Source organism: Rhodococcus sp. P4_B6 (assembly GCF_056402215.1).
The window spans coordinates 83,217-106,158 of sequence record NZ_JBFUHV010000019.1; the positions used below are offsets into that span (position 1 = coordinate 83,217).

A 22,942-nucleotide genomic window follows, 5' to 3' on the forward strand; every position below is an offset into this window, starting at 1 on the left:
CGTCGTGCTCGGGCGCCGCTCCTCGGCTAGCTGCCCGGGAACGTCACGACGTCGAGGTACAGCGGCATCTCGTCGGTGCGCGATCCGGTCTGCGTTCCCGTCGCGTCGACCACCGGGGCGCCGGCAGTGGCAGCGGCCTCGAAGCTCTCCCCCGTCACCCGACCGTCGAGGTCGAAGTTCTCGAACTCGAACGGAATGCCGTTCGACGCCAGGAAGTCCGGCCCGTCCATCACATGGAAGTGCAGGTGCGGCGCGTCGGTGTTTCCGCTGTTGCCGAGCAAACCGATCTGCTCGCCCGCCCGCAGGTTCTGGCCGACGCTGATGTTGTCCACGCTGCCGGGCTGCAGGTGCGCGTAGAACGCGAACCGCCCGTCCCCGATCGCCTGCACGACGTGGTTTCCGCCGTACTGGTCGAGCGGCAGTCCCTGCGGAGTGGCCCCCGGAACCTGTTCGGACAGATCGCCCACGACGGCGATGATTTCGCCGTCCGACACGGCGCGGACCGGTGCGCCGTAGTACGCGTAGCTCGACAGCTGCTTTTGGTCGCCGGTGTAGATGCGACCCTGCTCGTCGAGTTGGACGAAATCGATCGCGAAACGCTCGGCCGCCAGCATCCGGCCGTTGATCGGCAGCACGGCGGCGCGGTGGGAGGTGACCGTGCAGCAGCCGGTGCCGTCGAGCCAACGCGGACCGTCGAGCGGCGAGCGGATCCGGACGGCCTCGCGGGTGTCGACGTTCGTGTCCGCCACGTTCTCGGCGAGTTGCTTCGGCACGAGCGACGTCGCCTGCGGGAAGTCGACGTTCACGACGTGGTCGAGGCTGCGCGGCACGTCGTCGGGACTGTCGAGGGTCGCGTCGATCCACACCAGCCCCTGCTGTCCGGGGGCGAGGACGTTGCCGGCCTTCGGACCGCCGCCCAGGGCCTGGAACCACGGTGTCAGCGCATCGCCGCTCAGGTCCACCAGTGTGCGGCCGTCACCTTTCACCTGCAGCGATGTGATCGTCGCCGGCTGCGAACCGGTGTTCGTCAGCCGCAGTTCGTAGGCCAGGTGCACGCGGCCGTCGCTGCCCGTCACCGGGATCGGTGCGGCCACCACGTCCGCGACCACCGGGGTGATCACCGCGGGGGTGCCGGACGAGGCCGGCGCCGCAGACGACGTCGCCTCGCTCTGCTGGGTGTCCGAGGCCGTGCAGGAGGTCGCGACTCCCACGACGGCGGCGAGTGCGAGCGCGACGGCGAACCTCGACCGGGCCATCATTCGACGCTAGCAACGCTGAACATCCTGCGACAAGGCTCGAAACGGCTGGAGGCACCGAAACCAGATGAAGGCCCCACCCCCGAAGAGAGAGGGGTGGGGCCTTCGTCCGTTGGTGAGTGCTCAGCGAGTCCGGGGACTCGTCAACCACTCACAGGCGCGGAGCGCCTACCGGTAATCGTTGCTGAAACCGTAGTCGTCCAGCGGCACCGCGGCACCGGTGTTCTGGCCGAAGCCGTCCGGGCTGTAGTACTGGTCGTCGTAGGACGGAACCGCGTACGCAGCAGCGCGGGCCTCTTCGGTCGGCTGAACCTGGATGTTGCGGTAACGGTTGATACCGGTACCGGCAGGGATCAGCTTTCCGATGATCACGTTTTCCTTCAGACCGATCAGCTTGTCGCTGCGGCAGTTGATCGCCGCATCGGTCAAGACGCGAGTGGTCTCCTGGAACGACGCCGCGGACAGCCACGAGTCGGTCGCCAGCGATGCCTTGGTGATACCCATCAGCACCGGACGTCCGGCCGCCGGCTCGCCACCTTCGGCGACGACACGGCGGTTGGCCGCCTCGAAGTCGGCACGCTCGGTCAGCGAACCGGGCAGGAACTCCGTGGCGCCCGAATCGATGATCGTCACGCGACGCAGCATCTGGCGCACGATGACCTCGATGTGCTTGTCGTGGATCGACACACCCTGGCTCCGGTACACCTCCTGGACCTCGTTGACGAGGTGGATCTGCACCTGACGGGGGCCCATGACACGCAGCACCTCGTGCGGATCGGCAGCACCTTCCATGAGCTGCTGACCGACCTCGACGTGGTCACCGTCGGCCAGAAGGCGTTCGGTGCCGTCGTCGTGCTTGAAGACACGCAGACGCTGACGCTTCGAGAGCTTGTCGTAGACAACCTCTTCGCCACCGTCGTCCGGGACGATGGTGATCTTGTAGAAGCGGTCGCCGTCCTCGAGCTGCACGCGTCCGGTGACGTCGGCGATCGGGGCCTTGCCCTTGGGGACGCGGGCCTCGAACAGCTCCTGGACACGCGGCAGACCACCGGTGATGTCTTCTCCGGCGACACCACCCTGGTGGAAGGTACGCATGGTCAGCTGAGTACCGGGCTCACCGATGGACTGGGCGGCGACGATACCGACGGCCTCACCGATGTCGACCAGCTTGCCGGTGGCCATCGAACGGCCGTAGCAGGTGGCGCAGACGCCGGTGCCCGTGGTGCAGGTGAGCACCGAACGGACCTTGACCTTAGTGATGCCTGCCTCGAGCAGTGCGTCGATTGCCGGGTCGCCCAGGTCGTGTCCGCGCTGGACGATGACGTTGCCGTTCTCGTCCACCGCATCGGCTGACAGGGTACGAGCGTACGTGCTCGTCTCCACGTGAGCGTCGCGGATCATCGAGCCGTCGGCCTGCTTCTCCGCGATCGTGGTGATGATGCCCCGCTCGGTTCCACAATCCTCCTCGCGGACGATGACGTCCTGCGAGACGTCCACCAGACGACGGGTCAGGTAACCCGAGTCGGCGGTGCGGAGCGCGGTGTCGGCCAGACCCTTACGGGCACCGTGCGTGTTGATGAAGTACTCGAGAACGGTCAGGCCTTCCTTGAAGGAAGACTTGATCGGACGCGGGATGAACTCACCCTTCGGGTTGGTCACCAGACCCTTCATACCGGCGAGCGAACGAACCTGAGTCATGTTGCCGGCGGCGCCGGACTTCACGATCATCGGGATCGGGTTGTCGTCGGGGAAGTGGGCCTCCATGGCCTTACCGACCTCGTCGGTGGCCTCGGACCAGATCTTGACCAGAGCGCTGTTGCGCTCGGTCTTGTTCAGAGCACCACGCTGGTACTTCTTCTCGATCTGATCGGCCTGAGCTTCGAAGGACTCCATGATCTGAGCCTTCTCCGGCGGCACCAGGACGTCGGAGATCGAGACCGTGACACCCGAACGCGTGGCCCAGTAGAAGCCGGCGTCCTTCAGCTTGTCGACGGTCTGCGCGACCACGATCATGGGGTAGCGCTCGGCGAGATCGTTGATGATCGTCGCCTGACGCTTCTTCGGCATCTGCTCGTTGACGAACGGGTAGTCCGCCGGCAGCAGCTCGTTGAAGAGCACGCGACCCAGCGTCGTCTCCGCGGTCCAGCCGTCACCGTAGTTCCAGCCTTCGGGGAACAGCTCCGACTCGATGTCGCGGGGCGGGCGCTGCTGCGTGAGCCGCACCTTGATCTTCGCCTGCACGACGAGCGCGCCACGATCGACGGCCATCTGAGCCTCGGCGGGCGAGGAGTACACGCCCTGCTCCGCCTCGTCGTTCGTCGACGCGGCGAGTTCGCCGGTGGCACCCTCGTCCAACCGGGTCAGGTGGTACAGACCGGTGACCATGTCCAGACGGGGCATGGCGAGCGGTCGACCCGACGCGGGCGACAGGATGTTGTTCGACGACAGCATCAGGATGCGTGCCTCGGCCTGCGCCTCCGCGGACAGCGGAAGGTGCACGGCCATCTGGTCACCGTCGAAGTCGGCGTTGAAGGCCTCACACACCAGCGGGTGGAGCTGAATGGCCTTGCCCTCGACCAGCTGCGGCTCGAAGGCCTGGATGCCCAGGCGGTGCAGCGTCGGTGCACGGTTCAGCAGCACGGGGTGCTCGGCGATGACCTCTTCGAGGACGTCCCACACCTGTGCGCGCTGACGTTCCACCATGCGCTTGGCGGACTTGATGTTCTGCGCGTGGTTCAGGTCGACCAGGCGCTTCATCACGAACGGCTTGAACAGCTCGAGAGCCATCAGCTTCGGCAGGCCGCACTGGTGCAGCTTGAGCTGCGGACCGACGACGATGACGGAACGACCCGAGTAGTCGACGCGCTTACCGAGCAGGTTCTGACGGAAACGACCCTGCTTGCCCTTGAGCAGGTCGCTCAGGGACTTCAGCGGGCGGTTACCGGGACCCGTGACGGGGCGGCCGCGACGGCCGTTGTCGAACAGCGCGTCCACGGACTCCTGCAGCATCCGCTTCTCGTTGTTGACGATGATCTCGGGGGCACCGAGGTCGATCAGTCGCTTGAGGCGGTTGTTGCGGTTGATGACGCGGCGGTACAGGTCGTTCAGGTCGGAGGTGGCGAAGCGGCCACCGTCGAGCTGAACCATCGGACGCAGCTCCGGCGGGATCACCGGGACGGCGTTCAGAACCATGCCCATGGGCGAGTTCTGGTTGACCTGGAAGGCTGCGACGACCTTGAGACGCTTCAGTGCGCGGAGCTTCTTCTGCCCCTTGCCGCTGCGGATGGTCTCGCGGAGGTTCTCGGCCTCGGCGTCGATGTCGAAGCTCTCCATGAGCTTCTGGATCGACTCGGCACCCATGGCGCCCGTGAAGTACTCGCCGTAGCGGTCGACGAGTTCGCGGTACAGCAGTTCGTCGACGATGAGCTGCTTGACGCTGAGCTTGGTGAACGTGGTCCAGATCTCGTCGAGACGATCCAGCTCGCGCTGCGCGCGGTCACGGAGCTGACGCATCTCGCGCTCGCCGCCGTCCTTGACCTTGCGGCGGACGTCGGACTTGGCGCCCTCCGCCTCCAGCTCGGCGATGTCGGCTTCGAGCTTCTGAGCGCGGGCCTCGAGGTCGGCGTCGCGCTGATCGGCGACGGTCTTCTTCTCGACCTGCATCTCGGCTTCGAGCGTGGACAGCTCGTTGTGACGCAGTTCCTCGTCGACACCGACGATGACATACGCGGCGAAGTAGATGATCTTCTCGAGATCCTTCGGCGCCAGGTCGAGCAGGTAGCCGAGACGGCTGGGCACGCCCTTGAAGTACCAGATGTGGGTGACCGGGGCAGCCAGTTCGATGTGGCCCATGCGCTCACGACGAACCTTGGCGCGGGTCACCTCGACGCCGCAGCGCTCACAGATGATGCCCTTGAAGCGGACACGCTTGTACTTGCCGCAGTAGCACTCCCAGTCCCGGGTGGGGCCGAAGATCTTCTCGCAGAAGAGGCCGTCCTTCTCGGGCTTGAGCGTGCGGTAGTTGATGGTCTCCGGCTTCTTGACCTCGCCGTAGGACCAATTGCGGATGTCCTCTGCACTGGCGAGGCCAATGCGGAGTTCATCGAAGAAGTTGACGTCGAGCACGTAACTTCCTTTCCCCAGAGGGATTGTGGATCAACGGTCACCCGCCGATTCCTGACTGCCAATTCAAATGTGAACTACGCCCCCGGGGCACGGATTTCCGTGACCCGGGGACCGAAAACTAGTTCGCGAGGTCGTCGACCGTCGCCGCCTCGTTCCGGGACAGGTTGATGCCCAGGTTCGCTGCGGCCCGCTCCAGGTCCTCGTCGTCGCCGTCCGCCATCGCGATGGCCGCGCCGTCCGAGGACAGCACCTCCACGTTGAGGCAGAGCGACTGGAGCTCCTTCAGGAGCACCTTGAACGACTCGGGGATACCCGGCTCGGGGATGTTCTCGCCCTTGACGATGGCCTCGTACACCTTGACTCGACCCACCACGTCGTCGGACTTGATGGTGAGCAGTTCCTGCAGCGTGTATGCCGCGCCGTAGGCCTGCATCGCCCAGCACTCCATCTCACCGAAGCGCTGGCCACCGAACTGGGCCTTACCGCCGAGCGGCTGCTGAGTGATCATCGAGTACGGACCGGTCGACCGAGCGTGGATCTTGTCGTCGACCAGGTGGTGCAGCTTGATGATGTACATGTAGCCGACCGAGACCGGGTACGGGAACGGCTCGCCGGAACGGCCGTCGAACAACGTGGCCTTTCCGTCGGACGCGACCATGACCTCGCCGTCGCGGTTCGGCAGCGTCGAACCGAGGAGACCGGTGAGCTCGTCTTCCTTGGCGCCGTCGAACACGGGGGTGGCGATGTTGGAGTCGGAAGGCGCCGACAGCATCTCCTCCGGCAGCTGCTCCGCCCAATCGGGCCGGGAGCCGTCGCCGGCGATCTGAACGTTCCAGCCGGTCTTGCCGATCCACCCGAGGTGGGTCTCCAAGATCTGACCGATGTTCATACGACGCGGAACACCGTGGGTGTTCAGGATGATGTCGATCGGTGTGCCGTCGGGCAGGAACGGCATGTCCTCCTGCGGGAGGATCTTGCCGATGACGCCCTTGTTGCCGTGGCGGCCGGCGAGCTTGTCGCCGTCCTGGATCTTGCGCTTCTGTGCCACGTAGACGCGGACCAGCTCGTTGACACCGGGGGGCAGATCGTCGTCGTCGTCGCGCGAGAACACGCGGATGCCGATGACCTTGCCGGTCTCACCGTGGGGAACCTTCAGCGACGTGTCGCGAACCTCGCGGGCCTTCTCACCGAAGATGGCGCGCAGCAGGCGCTCCTCCGGGGTCAGCTCGGTCTCGCCCTTCGGCGTGACCTTTCCGACCAGCACGTCGCCGTCACGAACCTCGGCACCGATACGGATGATGCCGCGCTCGTCGAGGTCGGCGAGGACCTCGTCGGAGACGTTCGGGATGTCGCGAGTGATCTCCTCGGCACCGAGCTTGGTGTCGCGGGCATCGATCTCGTGCTCCTCGATGTGGATCGAGGTGAGGACGTCCTCTTCCACGAGGCGCTGCGACAGGATGATCGCGTCCTCGTAGTTGTGGCCTTCCCACGGCATGATCGCGACGAGCAGGTTCTTGCCGAGCGCCATCTCACCGTTCTCGGTGCAGGGGCCGTCGGCGAGGACCTGTCCGGACTCGACACGCTGTCCCTCGTCCACGATCGGACGCTGGTTGGCGCAGGTGCCCTGGTTGGAACGCGCGAACTTGCGCATCCGGTACGTCTTGCGGCTGCCGTCGTCGGCCATGACCGTGACGTAGTCGGCGGAGACCTCTTCGACGACACCGGTCTTCTCGGTGACGATGACGTCGCCCGCGTCGACGGCGGCACGCAACTCCATGCCGGTACCGACCAGCGGGGCCTCGCTGCGAACGAGCGGCACCGCCTGACGCTGCATGTTCGCGCCCATCAGGGCGCGGTTGGCGTCGTCGTGCTCGAGGAACGGGATCATCGCGGTCGCGACGGACACCATCTGCCGCGGCGAGACGTCCATGTAGTCGATCTCGGCGGACGAGACGAACTCGACCTCGCCGCCCTTACGACGGACCAGAATGCGATCGTCGGTGAAGTGACCGTTGGCGTCGACGGCCGAGTTGGCCTGTGCGACGACGTGGCGGTCCTCTTCGTCCGCGGTCAGGTAGTCGACCTGGTCGGTGACCTGGCCACCCTCGACCTTGCGGTACGGCGTCTCGATGAATCCGAACGGGTTGACCCGTGCGTACACCGACAGCGAACCGATCAGACCGATGTTCGGACCTTCGGGGGTCTCGATCGGGCACATGCGGCCGTAGTGCGACGGGTGAACGTCTCGCACCTCGAGGCCGGCACGCTCACGGGACAGACCACCCGGGCCGAGGGCGGACAGACGACGCTTGTGCGTCAGCCCCGACAGCGGGTTGTTCTGGTCCATGAACTGCGACAGCTGGGACGTTCCGAAGAACTCCTTGATCGCAGCCACGACGGGCCGGATGTTGATCAGCGTCTGCGGCGTGATCGCCTCGACGTCCTGGGTGGTCATGCGCTCACGAACCACGCGCTCCATGCGGGACAGGCCCACGCGGATCTGGTTCTGGATGAGCTCACCGACCGTGCGCAGACGACGGTTGCCGAAGTGGTCGATGTCGTCGACCTCGACGGGCACCGCGACGCCGCCGGGGGCGGTCATCTCGGTGTCACCGGCGTGCAGGCGCACCAGGTACTCGATGGTGGCGACGATGTCTTCCTCGGTGAGGGTCGACGCGACGATCGGCTGCCCGGTGTTCAGGCCCAGCTTCTTGTTGATCTTGTAGCGGCCCACGCGAGCCAGGTCGTAGCGCTTGTCCTTGAAGAACAGGTTCTCCAGGAGCGTCTGGGCGCTCTCCTTGGTCGGCGGCTCGCCCGGACGCAGCTTGCGGTAGATGTCGAGCAGCGCCTCGTCGGTGCCTGCGGTGTTGTCCTTCTCGAGGGTCGCCATGAGGATCTCCGAGAAGCCGAAGCGCTCGGCGATCTGCTCGGTGGTCCAGCCGAGGGCCTTCAGCAGCACGGTGACGGGCTGGCGGCGCTTGCGGTCGATGCGGACGCCGACCGTGTCGCGCTTGTCCACGTCGAACTCGAGCCATGCACCACGGCCCGGGATGACCTTGACGCTGTGCAGGTCCTTTTCGGTGCCCTTGTCGACGGAGTGGTCGAAGTAGACGCCGGGGGAACGCACCAGCTGCGAGACCACGACACGCTCGGTGCCGTTGATGATGAACGTGCCCTTGTCGGTCATCATCGGGAAGTCGCCCATGAAGACCGTCTGGCTCTTGATCTCACCGGTGTTGTTGTTGATGAACTCCGCGGTGACGAACAAAGGCGCCGCGTAGGTCATGTCCTTGTCTTTGCACTCGTCCGTCGAGGCCTTCACCTCGTCGAAGCGCGGGTCCGAGAAGGACAGAGACATCGAGCCCGAGAAATCCTCGATCGGGGAAAGCTCCGCGAGAATGTCCTCGAGACCGCCGGAGATTGCGCTGTCGCCACGAGCGGCGGCGCGTTCGCGCCAGCTCTGCGCACCGATCAACCACTCGAACGAATCGGTTTGTAGATCAAGAAGCCCGGGAACTTCGAGGGGTTCGCGAATCTTTGCGAACGAAACCCTCTTCGGGGCTCCGGGGATTCCGGAAACTGCCTTGGTCTGGCTAGAGACTGCCAAGATGCGTCCTTCCAGCACCTCACGCGGGCCGCTCTTGCTGTTGCGACCGCCGCTGTATCTGCTTCGAATTTCGCTGGTCACAACCCGAACGAAACTCGTCACAGTTGCTGAAGAGTGAATCACTTCGCAGCGGTACGGACGAGAGGTGGACAGGAGGCAGCCAGCGCAACGTCCAAAAGTACACCCAAACTCGGTAGATGTCGAGTCGGGCACCCGAAACAGCACCCAGCCGGGCGCTCGGCCACGCGTCACTGCGCATGTTCACGCATCAGAGTGACGCGTGATCATCGCGGCGTCAAGAGTCTGAGGGCGTGTCGTGTCGTTTCGCGAGGCCCGCGGCTCGTCCCGGCACCCCTTTCCAGCTGCGGACGGGCGGTGAACAATATGCCCACGCGATCGCCGTCGATTTCTCGAGGGAAGCAGAGCCGTGACGCGCTGGAGTTCGTTCGTCGTCGCCAGACCGAAGCTGGTTCTCGCCGCCACGGTGCTGCTGGTGCTGCTCGGCGGGGCGTGGGGTTCGGGGGTGTTCGACCGGCTCAGCCTCGGCGGGTACACCGACCCGGGCAGCGAGTCCGCGCGCGTCGAGCGCCTGATCGAGGGGGCTTTCGGCAGACAGACCCCCGATCTGGCGGTGACCTACCACGCGCGTCCGGGTTCGACGATCGACGACCTCGGCCCCGAAGTCGCCGCCCACCTCGCGCGGATCGACCCCGGCGTGCTCGCCGACACTCCCCTGTCGTACTGGTCCGCGCCGCCCCAGGCGAAGGAGTTCCTGCGGTCCACCGACGGCACCGAGGGACTCGTGGTGCTGTCGCTGAGCGGCGACGAGAACACTCGGATCTCCGCGTACCACGACCTCCGGCCGCTGCTGGTCATCGACGGCACGGCCGCGGAGTTCAGCGGTTTCAGCGCCGCCGCCAACGCCTTCAACGAGGTGTCCGAGAGCGACCTGTTGCGGGCCGAGGCGGTGTCGTTCCCGATCCTGCTACTCCTGCTCCTCGTCATCTTCGGCGGCCTCGTCGGCGCGGCCGTACCGCTGTGCGTCGGCGGTCTCGCGATTCTCGGCGCCCTCGGCGCTCTGCGGGTGATCTCGTACTTCACCGAGGTCAGCGCATTCTCGGTGAACATCGCGAGTCTCGTCGGGCTGGGCATGTCGATCGACTACGGACTGTTCGTGGTGACCCGGTTCCGTGAGGAGCTGCGGTCCGGCGCCGGCACCGACGACGCCGTCCGCCGGACGCTCGCCACCGCGGGCCGGACCGTGGGGTTCTCCGCCCTCCTCCTGGTGTGCGGTTTCGTGGGCATGCTCGTGTTTCCCCAGGCCATCGTGCGGTCCTTCGCCTACGGCGGGATGGCGGCCATCGCGATTGCCGCGGTGCTGACGCTGTCGGCACTGCCCGCCGCCCTCGTACTGCTCGGGCCTCGCATCAACTCGCTGACCTGGCGACGGGGAGTGGTCGAACGCGGCGAGGACCGGGCGCACCGGTTCTGGGGCGGCGTCGCCGAACGCGTGATGCGGCGGCCCGTCCCGATTGCGACGGCGATCGTCGCGGCGCTGCTGGTGCTTGCCGCGCCCCTGGCAGGCGCGTCGCTGGGTGATCTCGATCACACCGGACTGCCGGCGGGTCATCCACTCCGGGTCGCCGTCGACGATCTCGCCGCAGATTTCCCGCTCGCCAACAACGGGGCGACACTCGTGCTGCAGGACAGCGACGGCAAGGCGCCGCCGCCGGCCGCCACGGCAGAGTTCTTCGCAGCGACCGCCGCGGTCGCCGGGGTCCAGCGGGTGGTGCCGGTCGGCGCCACCGACACGTTCGTCGCCATCCGGGCCGTCTTCGACGACGCGGACCGGACCGCGGGGGCCATGGCGACGGCCGCCGCCCTGCGCGACCTCCCCACCCCGGACGGAACCGAGAAGATGCTGGGTGGCGTGAACGCCCTGACCGCCGACGGACTGGACGCGATGGGCGCCCGGCTGCCGTGGATGATCGGAATCATGGTGGCCGTCACCTTCGTGCTGATGCTGCTCGCGTTCCGGTCCGTGGTGCTCCCCCTGAAGGCGATCGCCATGGCCACCCTCAGCCTCGCCGCCTCGTTCGGTGTGCTCACGTGGATCTTCGAGGACGGTCACGGCGCAGATTTTCTCGGCGTGACGCCGGGGCCCCTGCCCGCGACGATGGTGGTCCTCATCATCGCGGTGGTCTTCGGGCTCTCCACCGACTACGAGATCTTCCTGTTGTCGCGGATGGTCGAGGCCCACGACGCGGGCGCGTCGACCGAGGAGGCCGTGCGGATCGGCACGGCGCACACCGGACGCATCGTGACGGCGGCGGCCGCGCTGCTGATCGTCGTCACCGGAGCGTTCACGCTCTCGGAACTGACGATGATGCGGTTCATCGGTCTCGGCATGATCATCGCGCTGCTCATCGACGCCACCGTCATCCGCATGATGCTGGTGCCCGCGCTGGTGAAGTTGATGGGCGAGGCCAATTGGTGGGCACCGGGATTCCTGGCACGGAAGCCGGCCACCCCTGGGCCATCCGACCGCCCGAAACCGTCACCACAGCAAGGGATTCCCATTCAATCGTGAAGACGTCCCGATTCCCGGAACCGATTCACTCTGCCCGAGAACTCAATTCGACGCGCGAAATCATCCGGCATACGAATCTCGCTCCGGTTCAGTCTTTTCCGGAAGCCGGTCAGCCCTCGCTGTCGGAGATGTCGGACAGCACCCATTTGCCGTCGATCTTCTCCATCTTGATCGACAGCGGCGTGGCGGCACTGCCCTGAGCAACGGCGTCACCGGTGGCGCTGACGTTCATGTGCGCGAGCAGTTCGGCGCGGTCACCGTCGAGCACCGTGACCGCGATGTCGGTGACGGACGCCTGCGTGGCCGTCTTGGTCTGGATGGCAGCTTGCTTGGTCGTGTCGGCGGTCGAGTCGAACTCTTCCCGCTTGGCGTCATCGAGATAGCCGCGCGCCTTGTCGAAGTCCTGATCGATCGTCTCGTAGCTGTAGGTGTACAGCGTCTCGATCGCCTCGGTGCCCGCCTTGGTCACCTCGGCGGTTGCTCCCGCGTCGACCCACGCGGTGTTCGTGATGTTCGCTCCGGGTTTGAACGCCGCGACGACCGCGAACACGCCGAGCACCACCGCGACCGCTCCGAGGACCCCGACGAGCTTCCACGTGACGCGACCGGTCCCGCTGCCTGCGTCGGTCGCGTTCTCGGCGACGGCGGGAGCCTGTTGCTTGCTGATGCGCGGTTGAAGGTTGGGAACCTTCGCCTTCCCCGCCGACGCAGCCTTCCCCGTCGACGCAGCCTTCACCGTCGACACCGTCTTGGCCATCGATACGGTCGTGTCCGTGTCGGGCTTGTCCGCGACGGGAGCCTTCGTCGTCTCGGGAACCTGTGCCGTGCCGGTGGAGGCCGCGGTCGCCACGGCGGGCGTCTCGGCCTTCTCGACCGGTTCCGGCTTCTTCACCGTGTCCGGCTTTTTCAGCGGTTCCGTCTTGTCGACCGGGGTGTCCGCTCGGGGAGGCTTCGGCGTTGTCTGACGGGTCCCCGCTACGCGCGGACGCCTGCCCTTTGCAGCGCTGTCCGGCACGTTGTTTCGGCGCTTGGGGGGCATAGTTCACCACTTTCTCATTGCACGACGAGCTGTCGTCGACGTGGACACCACGGCAGCACGCCGCCGCGGCACATCAGGACTACTGGCCGCTGCTGTCGCCCTCGGGCACCTGTTCGGCCGGCGCCTGCTCGGCGGGAGCCGGTTCGGTGGGGGCCGGGGCTGGGGCCGCGCCGGCGGCGGGCACCGGACCGCTCTCGAGCGGAATACGTCCGCCCACCGGTTCGACCGACGAAGCCTTCCAGACCCCGTCCACGTCCTGGACGTCCATCCGCATCGTCACCTTGGCCTTGTCGAAGCGGTCCGGCCACGTGGTGGTGACGGCCACGACGACCAGCGCCTTCGCGGTGCCGTCGTCCGTGTTCAGTTCCGTGAGTGTGCCCTGGATCAGCTCGGCCTTGCTCGCCGCTCCCGATTGACGCATCTGGTCGGTGAACCCGTCCACGGTCGCCTGGAGGTCCTGGTTCATCTTGTCGCCCGTGATCGACGACTTCATGTTCTCGAACGATCCGTCGAGGTCCGCGGAATCGACCGAGTTGAGATTGATCGCGGCCTGCTGGGCGCCCGTCAACGCGGAATCGCGTGCGTCGGCGATCGGCTTGTCCACGAAGAGCGCTCGCGCCCACCCGAAGCCGAACCATCCGGCTGCGACAACCGCGATCACCACCAGTGCGGTCACCGCAGCAAACGAGGCCTTCAGAGTTCTGTCCTTCCCCGGAGCCGGTTGTCCCGACTCCGGGGGCGTGGTAATTCGCGTCACACCAATACCCTACTGATTGTTTTCTTCAACTCGCCCTCGGYCGGAACCGAATGCTACTTGGGAGTAACCCCGAGGAGCGGCGCGAGCTGCGTTGCGATGGGATTCAAGTTGAGAGTGTCAGGCATGACCTTCGGCTTGAAATCCCACGGCTGGATCGTGTCCGGATCGGCGAACACGATGCGGTCTGCACTTCGCACACCCGTCACGCTTCCCTGGGGAGCGTCGCAGTTGGCCTTCACGTTGAACGGGAAGTCCTGCTGGGTGTCGTCGAAGTTCGGGTCCTGCCGCTTCATCTCGGCCAGGATCTCCTGCGTCCCTTCGTAACCGAGTGTGCACGACGGCGGATTGTTGGTTTCCAGGACGATGCCCTGATGCACCGTGCCGTCGCCGGGGGCCACGGTCGACGCGGACGCCGCGATGGCAGGCAGGAACATCAGGATTGGCCGCAGCGCGATCGCCTGCGGAGCCAGCTTGTCACCGACCGCGGCGAGATTCGTCAGGTCGGTGGTGAGGCTCGGACCGATCTCGTTGACCAGCTGACCGACCTCGTTGCTCGCCGGAATTCCCTTGTCGATGATCGCGCGGAGATCGGGGTCGCTGGTCCGCAGCTGCGCGGCGACCGCGTCGAGGTCCGAACTGAACTGCACGATCGCGGACGATTGATCGGACTGCGTCGCCAGCACCGTCTGACTGTCCCTGACGAGTGCCAGTGTCTGGGGCAGGACGTCGAGCCCGTCCTTCGTCAGCGTGGAGAGTGAATCCGCGAGCGTCTGCAGATCCTCGCCCTTGCCGTTGAACGCCGTCCCCAGCTGGGTGACGACGGTGCGCAGCGAGTCGACCGGAACCGACCGGACCAGACCGTCGGTGGCCATCAGCACCTGCTCGACCGGAACGGGTGTCGACGTGTCGGCCTCGGTGATCACCGAGCCCTGTTCGAGGTACGGCCCCTGGTCTGTGTCGGGCTGCAGGTCCACGTACTGCTCACCGATCGCGGACCGGTTGGCGACGACGGCCTTGGCCGACGCCGGGATGTCGGGCCCGCCCGAGGAGATCTTCAACTCGACGTTGATGCCGTCCGCGGTCAGCGACAGGTCGCCGACGCGGCCGACGGGAACTCCGCGGTACGTGACCTCGGCGTTGGTGAAGATGCCGCCGGAGTCCTTGAACTGCGCGTTCACGTCGTACTCACCGAATCCGAGCAGATTGTCGAGGCGGACGTACTTGGCGCCGACGTAGACCAGCCCGAGCATCGCCACGATGGCGAATGCGACGAGCTGGATCCTGACCAGTCGTGACCTCACTGTCCACCCCCGATTCCGAACTGCTCCAGCAGTCCCCCGAGCGGGTTCTGCGGCGGCGGTGCTGCGCCGTTCCCTGCGCCACCGTTGCCGGCGGGCGCGGTGCCGGGGAGCCCCGGGATCCGCAGGCCCGTCGGGGCGGGGACGATCGGCGGAATCGGCAGCAGGGACACCGTCGGCCACCCCGGCTTCGGCCCGTTGCCGTTGTAGTACGGGTTCGACGGGTCGACGATCGGCTTGGGCTCACCGAACTTCGGCGGCACGTACACCGGGTCGCCCTGGCCGACGCCGAGTGCGCTCAGCGCATCGCCGATCTGCAGGTCGACCGTGAGGAACAGGTTGACCGACCCGCCGAGCGCGATCTTCTCGACGCCGTCCGGGAACGGCACGGTCGGAATGAACGCGAGCGAATTGGGCAGGTTGTCGCCCGAATCGGCGAGTGCCTTCAGGGTCGGCCGCAGTGCGAGGAGATCCGCGATCAGGTTGTCCTTCGACCTGTTGATCACGTCGGTTCCGACGGTGCCGAGCCGGTCCAGTTGGGTGAGCATCTGGGTGAGCTGTGGACGCTGCTCGTTGAGCACTTCCGCCGCGATCGGCAACTCGTCGAGGATCAGTCCGATCTTCTCGTTCTGTTCGTTCACGCGCGTGGTCAGTGCGTCGAGGCCGTCCAGGGCGCGGGTGATGTCGTCGCGCTGCTGGTTGAGACCGTCGATGAGCGTGTTCGTCTGTTCGAGGAGTCCCCGGACCCGATCCTCGCGCCCGTCGAGTGCGGTGGTCAGTTCGTGCACGATCGGCTGCAACTGGCCGACGCCGCCACCGTTGAGCAGCAGCGACAGCGCGCCGAGAACCTGCTCGATCTCGGTGGCGTGCCGGGTGCGGTCGAGGGGGATCGTGTCGCCGTCCTCGAGGCGCGCGGGATCCTTGTCCTCCGGCGGCTCGGACAGCTGGACGAACTTCTCACCGAGCAGGTTCGTCTGCTCGATGGCGGCGACCGCGTTGGCGGCGAGATCGACCGACGAGTCGAGGACGACCTCCACGTCCGCCGTCCAGCCGTCCGGTGCCACTTTGATCGTTTCGACCCGGCCCACCGGGACACCGTCGACCTTGACCGCGGACTGCGGGACGAGGTCGAGGACGTCGTCGAACTGGATCGTCAGATGCATGGGGTGGTCGCCGACATCGGGACCGCCCGGTAGTGGAACCCCGTAGATCCCCTCCGACGAGCAGGACGTCACTGCGATGGCGACGGCGCACGCACCGGCGCCGAGGATTACCGACCGCTTCATTCGCCCTCACCTCCCGTTGCGCCTTCGAATCGCGGCGACACGACACCCGGCACCGTGCCGGGCGTGACCGTCCGCTGAATGTTGTCCGCACTCATGATTCCGAACGGAAGCACGAGCGACGGAGTCTTCGCCGATTGCGTGATCTGCGACGTGATGTTGGCACAGTTGTCGATCAGGGGCTGCATCTGACGTCCGAGTTGCTCGAAACGCGGATCGCCGGGAACCAGCTTGCCGAGGTCGATCAACTTGCACCCGACGCCGGCCGGATCCTGCAGGTCCGGGAACGCCAGGCGCGAGGCCAGAGTGCCGGACTCCGCGTCGTAGGAGTTGGCCAGGTTGCTGATCGCCAGCGGCAGCAGGGTCAGCGAGTTGACCAGTGACTCCCGGTTGTCGGCGAGGGTCTGCGTCACCGGGACCAGATCGTTCACGTTCTCGGCGAGGATCTCCCGGTTGTCGGCCACGAACTTCGACACGTCGCCCAGGGCGATCGCCAGCTGGTTCAGTGCGGCACCGAGGTTCTCCCGCTCCCCCGCCAGGAATCCGGACAGGTCGGAGAGCTGCGAGTTGAAATCGCGGACCTGCTGATCGTTGGCCGCCAGCGCACCCACGAACACCTGGAGGTTCTTCACGGTGTCGAAGAGGTCGCCGCGACTGTCGTTGAGAGTGCGGGCAGCGTCGGACAGCTGGGTGATGCTCTGCCCCAGCGCTTCACCGTTGCCGTCGAGGTTGGCGGCGCCGGTCTCGACGAACTGCGACAGCGCACCCTCCTTGTTCGCCCCGTCCGGGCCGAGCGCGGTGGAGAGCTCCTCGATGCTCGCGTACAACTGGTCGACCTCGACGGGGGTCGCGGTGCGGTCGCGCGAGATCACCGCGCCGCTGGCCATCTTCTCGCCGCCCGTGTAGGCGGGCGCGAGCTGGATGTAGCGGTCCGACACCACGGACGGCGTGACCTGCGCGGCCTTCGCGTCGGCGGGAATGTCGACGCCGCGATCGACGCGCATGTCGACCTTCACCTGATCGCCCTGTGGCTCGACGCCGTCGACGGATCCGACCTTCACACCGAGGACCCGCACATCCGAGCCCTCGTAGATGCCCACCGACTTGTCGAAGTACGCGGTGATCTTCGTGGTGCCCGCGCGGGTGAACACCCACCACAGGGCGCCGGCGATCACCAGCGCGACGATGACGATTCCCACGATGAGGGCGATCCCGCCGCGTCCTCCGCGGTCGGCTCCGTTGTCGACGTCTGCCATCAGTTACCCCCCAACGTGCGGACGGGTTCGCGCGGACCGGGAATGTCGGGCAGCCCCGGCGGCAGGAGGTTCACCACGACCTGGTCGAACCAGCGACCGTTGCCGACCACGTTCGTGTACAGGCGGACGAACGGCTCGTACAGTTTCATCGCCTTGTCCAGGTTCTCGTTGTTGGCCTTCAGGATCTCGACGACACCGTCGAGTTGTTCGAGCGCGGGACCGATGGCGGCCTCGTTGTCGCGCACGAGTCCGGTCAACTGTTGCGACAGCCGTTGAGTTCCGGTGAGCAGCTGGGAAATGGACTGCTGACGGCTGTTGAGTTCACCGAGCAGCAGCCCGGCGTCGCTGATCAACCGGTTGAATTCGACGTTGCGATCGGCGAGGACCTTGGTGGTCTTGCCGGTCGCAGCGAACAGCTTCTGCAGTTCCTGATCGCGGCTGGCGATGGTCTGCGACAGCCTGCTGACACCGTCCAGCGACGCGCGGATCTCCGTCGGAGTCCCCTCGAACGCCTGCGACAGCGTCACCATGCTCTGCGCGAGCTGATCGGAGTCGATGTCCCCCACCGTCTGCGCGGCGGCCGAGAACGCCTCGATCACGTCGTACGGAGACGTGGTGCGGTCCAACGGGATCGTGTCACTCGGGTTCAGCGTGTCCGAGCCGCGGGGGTCGAGGGCCAGGTACTTCTGCCCCAGGATCGTCTTGATCTGGATGGACGCGGACGTCTCGTCGCCGACCCACGCATCCGACACCTTGAAGGCGACGTCCACATGGTCGCCGTCGAGTTCGACGGAACTGACCTTGCCGACCTTGACGCCCGCGATCCGGACCTCGTTGTCGGGCTTGAGGCCCGCCGCCTCGGTGAATTCGGCGTGATAGGTCGACCCGGCGCCGATGAACGGCAGCGAATCGAGGAAGAAAGCCGACAGGGTTGCCAGCAGCACCACGAGAATGCCGAGGGCACCAGCCACTGCCGGGCTGCGACGTCTGCTCATCGTGTCTGCAACTCCTGTAGGCCGTCCTGCGTGCACCGTTTCGCCGAGTTCGTATAGATCGGCTGGTTGACGGTGGGCAAGCCCGTGGGCAGGTTCAGTTGGGGCGCGGTACCTGGTCCTGCGACGATGTCGACTCCACAGAGGTAGAACTGGAACCAGGACCCGTAACTGGCTGCCCGGCCGAGCTTCTCGAGCTTCACCGGAAGCGTCTGGAGAACGCTGTTGACCGTGTCGGAGTTACGGTTCAACGTCGTCGCCAGCGTGTTCAGCGACGTGATGGATTCCTGGATGGACGGTCGGGTGGGTTCGAGCAGATCTGCCGTCGCGTCGGTGAGTCCCGCGAGGGACGTCACCGCCGATCCGACGGTTCCCCGCTCGTTCGCCAGGCCCGTGACGAGCTGCTGGGTGTTGACGATCAGCGAATCGAGTTGATCGTCACGCTGATTCACCGTGGCGAGCACGTCGTTGAGGTTGTTGATCACCGCACCGATCACCCGATCCTTGTCGGCGACGGTGTTGGTGAGGCTTGCCGTGTTCTTGACGAGTTCCGTGATGGTTCCCGACTCACCCTGGAACACCTGGATGATCTGGTACGACAACTTGTTGACGTCTTCGGCGCTGAGGGTCTGGAACAGCGGGCGGAAGCCGTCGAACAGCGTGGTGAGGTTGACGGCCGGCTTGGTCCGCTCGATCGGGATCGTGTCGCCGCCGCTAATCTTCATGCCCTGCTGGCCCTCCCCCTGTTCGAGCGCGATGTAGCGCTGCCCCACGAGGTTCCGGAAGCGGATGGTCGCGGTGGTGCTGGCCGGCAGCCAGTCCCGTTCCGACACCGTGAACTGGACTTCCGCCTCGCGGTCGTCGTGGATCGCGATCTTCTCGACCTGACCCACGCGCACACCGGCGATGCGGACCTCGTCACCCTCGTTGAGCGAGGTGACGTCCGAGAAGATCGCGTTGAACTTGGTGCCACCGCCCCCGCCGAGGTTGGCGATGGTGGCCGCCAGCAGACCGGTCGCCAGGATGGTGACCACGGCGAACACGATCAGCTTGACCAATGGTGCGGTCAGACCCCTCACTTGAAGCTCACCTCAGTCCCCCTCATGGTCGGCGCGCCGACGAGTGTCGTCCAGCTCGGCACGTCCTCCGGTGCCATTCCCCCGGCCTCGCCGTAGACGACGTCCAACGTGTCCTGCTCCATCTTCGAACCCGCGTAGCTCGCGGGCGTGACCTGAGCTCCGTACCCGGGGACCTGATCGGGGACGCCGGCGGGCGCCGGGAAGAAGTCGATGGTCGACGGTCCGGGGTTCCGCGACGGGACCTGGTAGGCGCCGTCGTTGTAGGACGACCCGCCCGGGTACTGCGGGAACTTCCCACCCGGTGCGGTGACGTTGTCGTAGCAAGCCGGCCCGCGGTTGTCGAGCAGGCGCGGCTCGTCCTGGTTGGGCACGTAGCGGCCCTTCGGGTTGACGAACTGCACGCTGGCACGCACACCGGGGTACGGATCGTCCGGTGCCAGTAGTTCACGGGCAACGGGAGCAGACTTCGCGAAGCCCGCGAACGTGCACTCGAAGCTCGGCGAGTAGCGGCCGAGAATCTGCAGCGCCTCACGCGAATCGGCGGCGATGCTGACGATCGACTCGGCGTTGGTCTGTAGCAGATCCGCGGTGCTCGACGCGGTTGCGGTCAGCGACACGAGCAGCGTGGAGATCTCATTCTGCTTCTCCACCACGGTATTTCCGGTGGTCCGCAGGCTGTCGAGGGCGTTGACCAGATCGGGCGCCGCCTCGGAATACGTCTGCGAGAAGTCCGCCAGACCKCGCAGATCCTCCTSGATGGCGGGAAGTTCGGTGTTCAGCCCACCGAAGATCTCCTCGAGCCGGTCGAGCGTCAGGCCGAGTTCGGCGCCGCGGCCGCYSAGTCCCTGGGACAGCGCGCCGAGCGTGTTCGCCAGGTCCTGCGGCGGAATSGCYTGYAGGAGCGGCAGCAGGCCGTCCAGAACTTCGCCGACCTCGACGGCGTTGCCGCTCTTGTCCTGACGCAGCGTGTCACCGGCCTGGATCGGCGGAGCCGTGTCGCCCTCCGGAACGATCAGCGACACATAACGTTCACCGAACAGTGTCTTGGGCAGCAGCCGCGCCGTCGCGTTGGACGGGATCAGCGGTGCCTTGTCCGGCTGGATCGCGAGAGCGAGAGTGACCTCGCCCTCCTGGGGGGTCGCCGAGCGCACCTCGCCGACGATGAGGCCACGGACCTTCACGTCCGCATTGGGCGGCAGGGCATTTCCGGCGCTGTCGGTGAGGAGGTCGATCTTGACGACCTTGGTGAAGCTCTTGTTGAACATGCCGATGGTGAAGGCCAGGAACAACGCGAGGACGAGGAAGAACACCAGCCCCAGCACCCGTCGTCCCACAACAGATGTCGTGTTGGTCATCCGGCCACCCTCACTGTGGTCGTCGTGCCCCAGATGGCGAGGCTCAGGAAGAAGTCGAGCACGGCGATGGTGACGATCGCGGTGCGGACCGCCCGGCCCACGGCCACACCCACACCGGCGGGACCACCCGACGCGTGATAGCCGTAGTAGCAATGGATCAGGATCAGCACGAACGCGAAGATCAGCACTTTCGCGAACGAGTACAGGACGTCCTGCGGTGGCAGGAACAAGTTGAAGTAGTGGTCGTACGAGCCGGTCGACTGTCCGTTGAACACGGTACTGATGACGCGGGAGGCGAGATAGGCCGCGAGCAGACCGACGATGTACAGCGGGATGACGGCGACGAATCCCGCGATCATGCGGGTGGTGACGAGGAACGGCACACTCGGCACCGCCATGACCTCGAGCGCGTCGATCTCCTCCGAGATCCGCATGGCGCCGAGCTGCGCGGTGAAACCACAGCCGACGGTGGCCGAGAGCGCGAGTGCCGCAACGATCGGCGCGATCTCACGCGTGTTGACGTAGGCGGACAGGAAGCCGGTGAGGACCGAGCTGCCCAGCTGTTCGAGCGCGGCGAAACCCTGCAGTCCGACCACGACGCCGGTGAAGCCGGACATCATCGCGATGACGCCGATGGTGCCGCCGATGACGGCGAGCGCGCCACTGCCGAAGGTGACCTCGGCGAGCAGCCGCAGCACCTCCTTGCGGTAGTGCACGAGAGTGTGGGGTGACCAGGCGATGGCCCTGGCGTAGAACGACATCTGCTCGCCGGCCCGGTCGAGCACGTTGAGCGGCGCACGACCGACTCGGCGCGCCGCCATCAGGGTCCGGTCACCGCGTCCCTTGGCGATTGTCATAGGGTCACGATCCCTTCGCCGGAACGATCTGCAGGTACACCATGGTCAGGATCAGGTTCGCGAAGAACAACAGCAGGAACGTGATCACCACCGACTGGTTCACCGCGTCACCGACGCCCTTGGGTCCACCCTTCGGATGGAGCCCCTTGTACGCGGCGATGACACCGGCGATGACACCGAAGACGGCCGCCTTGAGCTCGCCGACCCAGATGTCGGGAAGCTGCGCGAAGGCCGAGAACGATGCCAGGTACGCACCGGGATTACCCCCTTGGAGAATGACGTTGAAGAAGTAGCCACCCGCGATGCCGACGACCGACACCAGGCCGTTGAGCAGGATCGCGACGAGCACCATGGCGAGCACCCGGGGCACGACGAGTCGCTGAATCGGGTTGATGCCGAGCACTTCCATGGCGTCGATCTCTTCGCGGATCGTCCGCGCGCCGAGATCCGCCGTTACAGCCGAGCCCGCAGCTCCGGCCACCAGTAGTGCCGTCACCAGCGGGGACCCCTGCTGGATGACGGCGAGCACGCTGGCCGCTCCCGTGAACGACTCTGCACCGAGCTGTTTGATGAGCGATCCGGTCTGCAGTGACACCACTGCGCCGAACGGAATCGCGACCATGGCCGTGGGCAGGATCGTCACGCTGGCGATGAACCAGGCCTGTTCGATGAACTCGCGGAACTGGAATGGCCGTTTGAACGTGTTTCGTGCGACGTCGACGAAGAGCTCGACGATGTTTCCGGCCTGCGTCAGCGCACCGTTGACCGGCCGCAAGACCGAGCTGCGGGTAACCCCCATCCGATATGCCTACCCTTGCCCGTGAGTGGTGTTTTCGTATCCTTCGCCCCGGTATGCGGGGATGACCTGTGTGTCTTCCTGGCTGTATGCGTAGTCGTAACCGCCGCCGCCGTTTCCGCCGGAGGTCTCGTCGAGGCTTTCCTGGATCGCGATCTGCGCGTTCTCGGGCAGGGTGTGCATGATGTGCCGGACCCGTTCCTGACGACGGGCCACGGCCTGCCGGAACGGCATCCCCGGCGTCGCCTTCATCTGCGGAACGATCCCCTCGACGTCGTCGACACCACCGGCATGGTGACCGGCATCGACCATCGCCTGCTCCTGCGCCATCTGCGCCTCGTCCTTCTCCTCCGACATCCCGATCGGACCGATCATCGTGCCGTTCAGGAACTGCTTGACCACCGGCTCCTCGCTGGTGAGCAGCACCTCCCGCGGACCGAACATCACCAGATGCCGRCGGAACARCATSCCGATGTTGTCCGGCACCGTCCGMGCSAGATTGATGTTGTGCGASACGATCAGAATCGTCGCRTCGATCTCYGCGTTGATGTCGATCAACGTCTGSGARATGTAGGTGGTRCGCACCGGRTCCAGACCCGAGTCCGGCTCGTCGACGAGAATGATCTGCGGATCCAGCACCAGCGCCCGCGCC

The 22,942-nt window shown here is 66.0% G+C and carries 15 protein-coding genes; 1 reads left to right on the forward strand and 14 read right to left on the reverse strand.

Features of this window, described 5'->3' with window-relative positions; translation table 11 throughout:
- Positions 1 to 26: 26 nt before the first annotated feature.
- From AC1DWT_RS12280 to rpoB, 3 genes are all read right to left on the reverse strand, one after another.
- Positions 27 to 1,259, reverse strand: a complete 1,233-nt coding sequence (locus tag AC1DWT_RS12280; protein WP_083395795.1) for a M23 family metallopeptidase — start codon at positions 1,257 to 1,259, stop codon at positions 27 to 29.
- Positions 1,260 to 1,424: 165 nt separating this feature from the next.
- Entirely contained in the window at positions 1,425 to 5,381 is a 3,957-nt protein-coding gene (locus AC1DWT_RS12285; protein ID WP_072940061.1) for a DNA-directed RNA polymerase subunit beta', read from the reverse strand.
- Positions 5,382 to 5,499: 118 nt separating this feature from the next.
- Positions 5,500 to 9,006, reverse strand: a complete 3,507-nt coding sequence (rpoB, locus tag AC1DWT_RS12290) for a DNA-directed RNA polymerase subunit beta (protein ID WP_012688855.1) — start codon at positions 9,004 to 9,006, stop codon at positions 5,500 to 5,502.
- A 409-nt stretch (positions 9,007 to 9,415) separates the two neighbouring features.
- Between rpoB and AC1DWT_RS12295 the strand changes: the two genes are divergently transcribed.
- Complete coding sequence (locus AC1DWT_RS12295) at positions 9,416 to 11,578, forward strand: MMPL family transporter (protein ID WP_072940058.1); 2,163 nt, start codon at positions 9,416 to 9,418, stop codon at positions 11,576 to 11,578.
- A 109-nt stretch (positions 11,579 to 11,687) separates the two neighbouring features.
- Here AC1DWT_RS12295 and AC1DWT_RS12300 read toward each other — a convergent pair whose 3' ends face one another.
- The 11 genes from AC1DWT_RS12300 to AC1DWT_RS12350 form a co-directional block, all read right to left on the reverse strand.
- Entirely contained in the window at positions 11,688 to 12,617 is a 930-nt protein-coding gene (locus tag AC1DWT_RS12300; RefSeq protein ID WP_477920715.1) for a hypothetical protein, read from the reverse strand.
- A gap of 79 nt (positions 12,618 to 12,696) precedes the next feature.
- Positions 12,697 to 13,293 (reverse strand): hypothetical protein, encoded by a 597-nt coding sequence (locus AC1DWT_RS12305; protein WP_072940052.1) that lies wholly within the window; start codon positions 13,291 to 13,293, stop codon positions 12,697 to 12,699.
- A gap of 134 nt (positions 13,294 to 13,427) precedes the next feature.
- On the reverse strand, positions 13,428 to 14,675 hold the full coding sequence (locus AC1DWT_RS12310) for an MCE family protein (protein WP_095862577.1): 1,248 nt from the start codon (positions 14,673 to 14,675) through the stop codon (positions 13,428 to 13,430).
- Positions 14,672 to 15,958 carry an MCE family protein gene (locus AC1DWT_RS12315; RefSeq protein WP_072940048.1) on the reverse strand — a complete coding sequence of 429 codons (1,287 nt, stop codon included), beginning with the start codon at positions 15,956 to 15,958 and terminating at the stop codon, positions 14,672 to 14,674. The genes AC1DWT_RS12310 and AC1DWT_RS12315 overlap by 4 nt, the downstream gene beginning before the upstream one ends.
- Complete coding sequence (locus AC1DWT_RS12320) at positions 15,955 to 17,211, reverse strand: MCE family protein (protein WP_072940045.1); 1,257 nt, start codon at positions 17,209 to 17,211, stop codon at positions 15,955 to 15,957. The genes AC1DWT_RS12315 and AC1DWT_RS12320 overlap by 4 nt, the downstream gene beginning before the upstream one ends.
- Complete coding sequence (locus AC1DWT_RS12325; protein ID WP_072940042.1) at positions 17,211 to 18,206, reverse strand: MCE family protein; 996 nt, start codon at positions 18,204 to 18,206, stop codon at positions 17,211 to 17,213. The genes AC1DWT_RS12320 and AC1DWT_RS12325 overlap by 1 nt, the downstream gene beginning before the upstream one ends.
- A complete protein-coding gene (locus AC1DWT_RS12330) occupies positions 18,203 to 19,282 on the reverse strand; it encodes an MCE family protein (protein WP_072940039.1) in 1,080 nt (359 codons plus the stop codon). The genes AC1DWT_RS12325 and AC1DWT_RS12330 overlap by 4 nt, the downstream gene beginning before the upstream one ends.
- Complete coding sequence (locus tag AC1DWT_RS12335) at positions 19,279 to 20,637, reverse strand: MCE family protein (protein WP_477920719.1); 1,359 nt, start codon at positions 20,635 to 20,637, stop codon at positions 19,279 to 19,281. The genes AC1DWT_RS12330 and AC1DWT_RS12335 overlap by 4 nt, the downstream gene beginning before the upstream one ends.
- On the reverse strand, positions 20,634 to 21,494 hold the full coding sequence (locus AC1DWT_RS12340; RefSeq protein WP_005258256.1) for an MlaE family ABC transporter permease: 861 nt from the start codon (positions 21,492 to 21,494) through the stop codon (positions 20,634 to 20,636). The genes AC1DWT_RS12335 and AC1DWT_RS12340 overlap by 4 nt, the downstream gene beginning before the upstream one ends.
- 4 nt (positions 21,495 to 21,498) lie before the next feature.
- Complete coding sequence (locus AC1DWT_RS12345) at positions 21,499 to 22,293, reverse strand: MlaE family ABC transporter permease (RefSeq protein WP_005252107.1); 795 nt, start codon at positions 22,291 to 22,293, stop codon at positions 21,499 to 21,501.
- A gap of 9 nt (positions 22,294 to 22,302) precedes the next feature.
- A partial coding sequence (locus AC1DWT_RS12350; RefSeq protein WP_477920723.1) for an ATP-binding cassette domain-containing protein occupies positions 22,303 to 22,942 on the reverse strand: 640 nt, incomplete at its 5' end.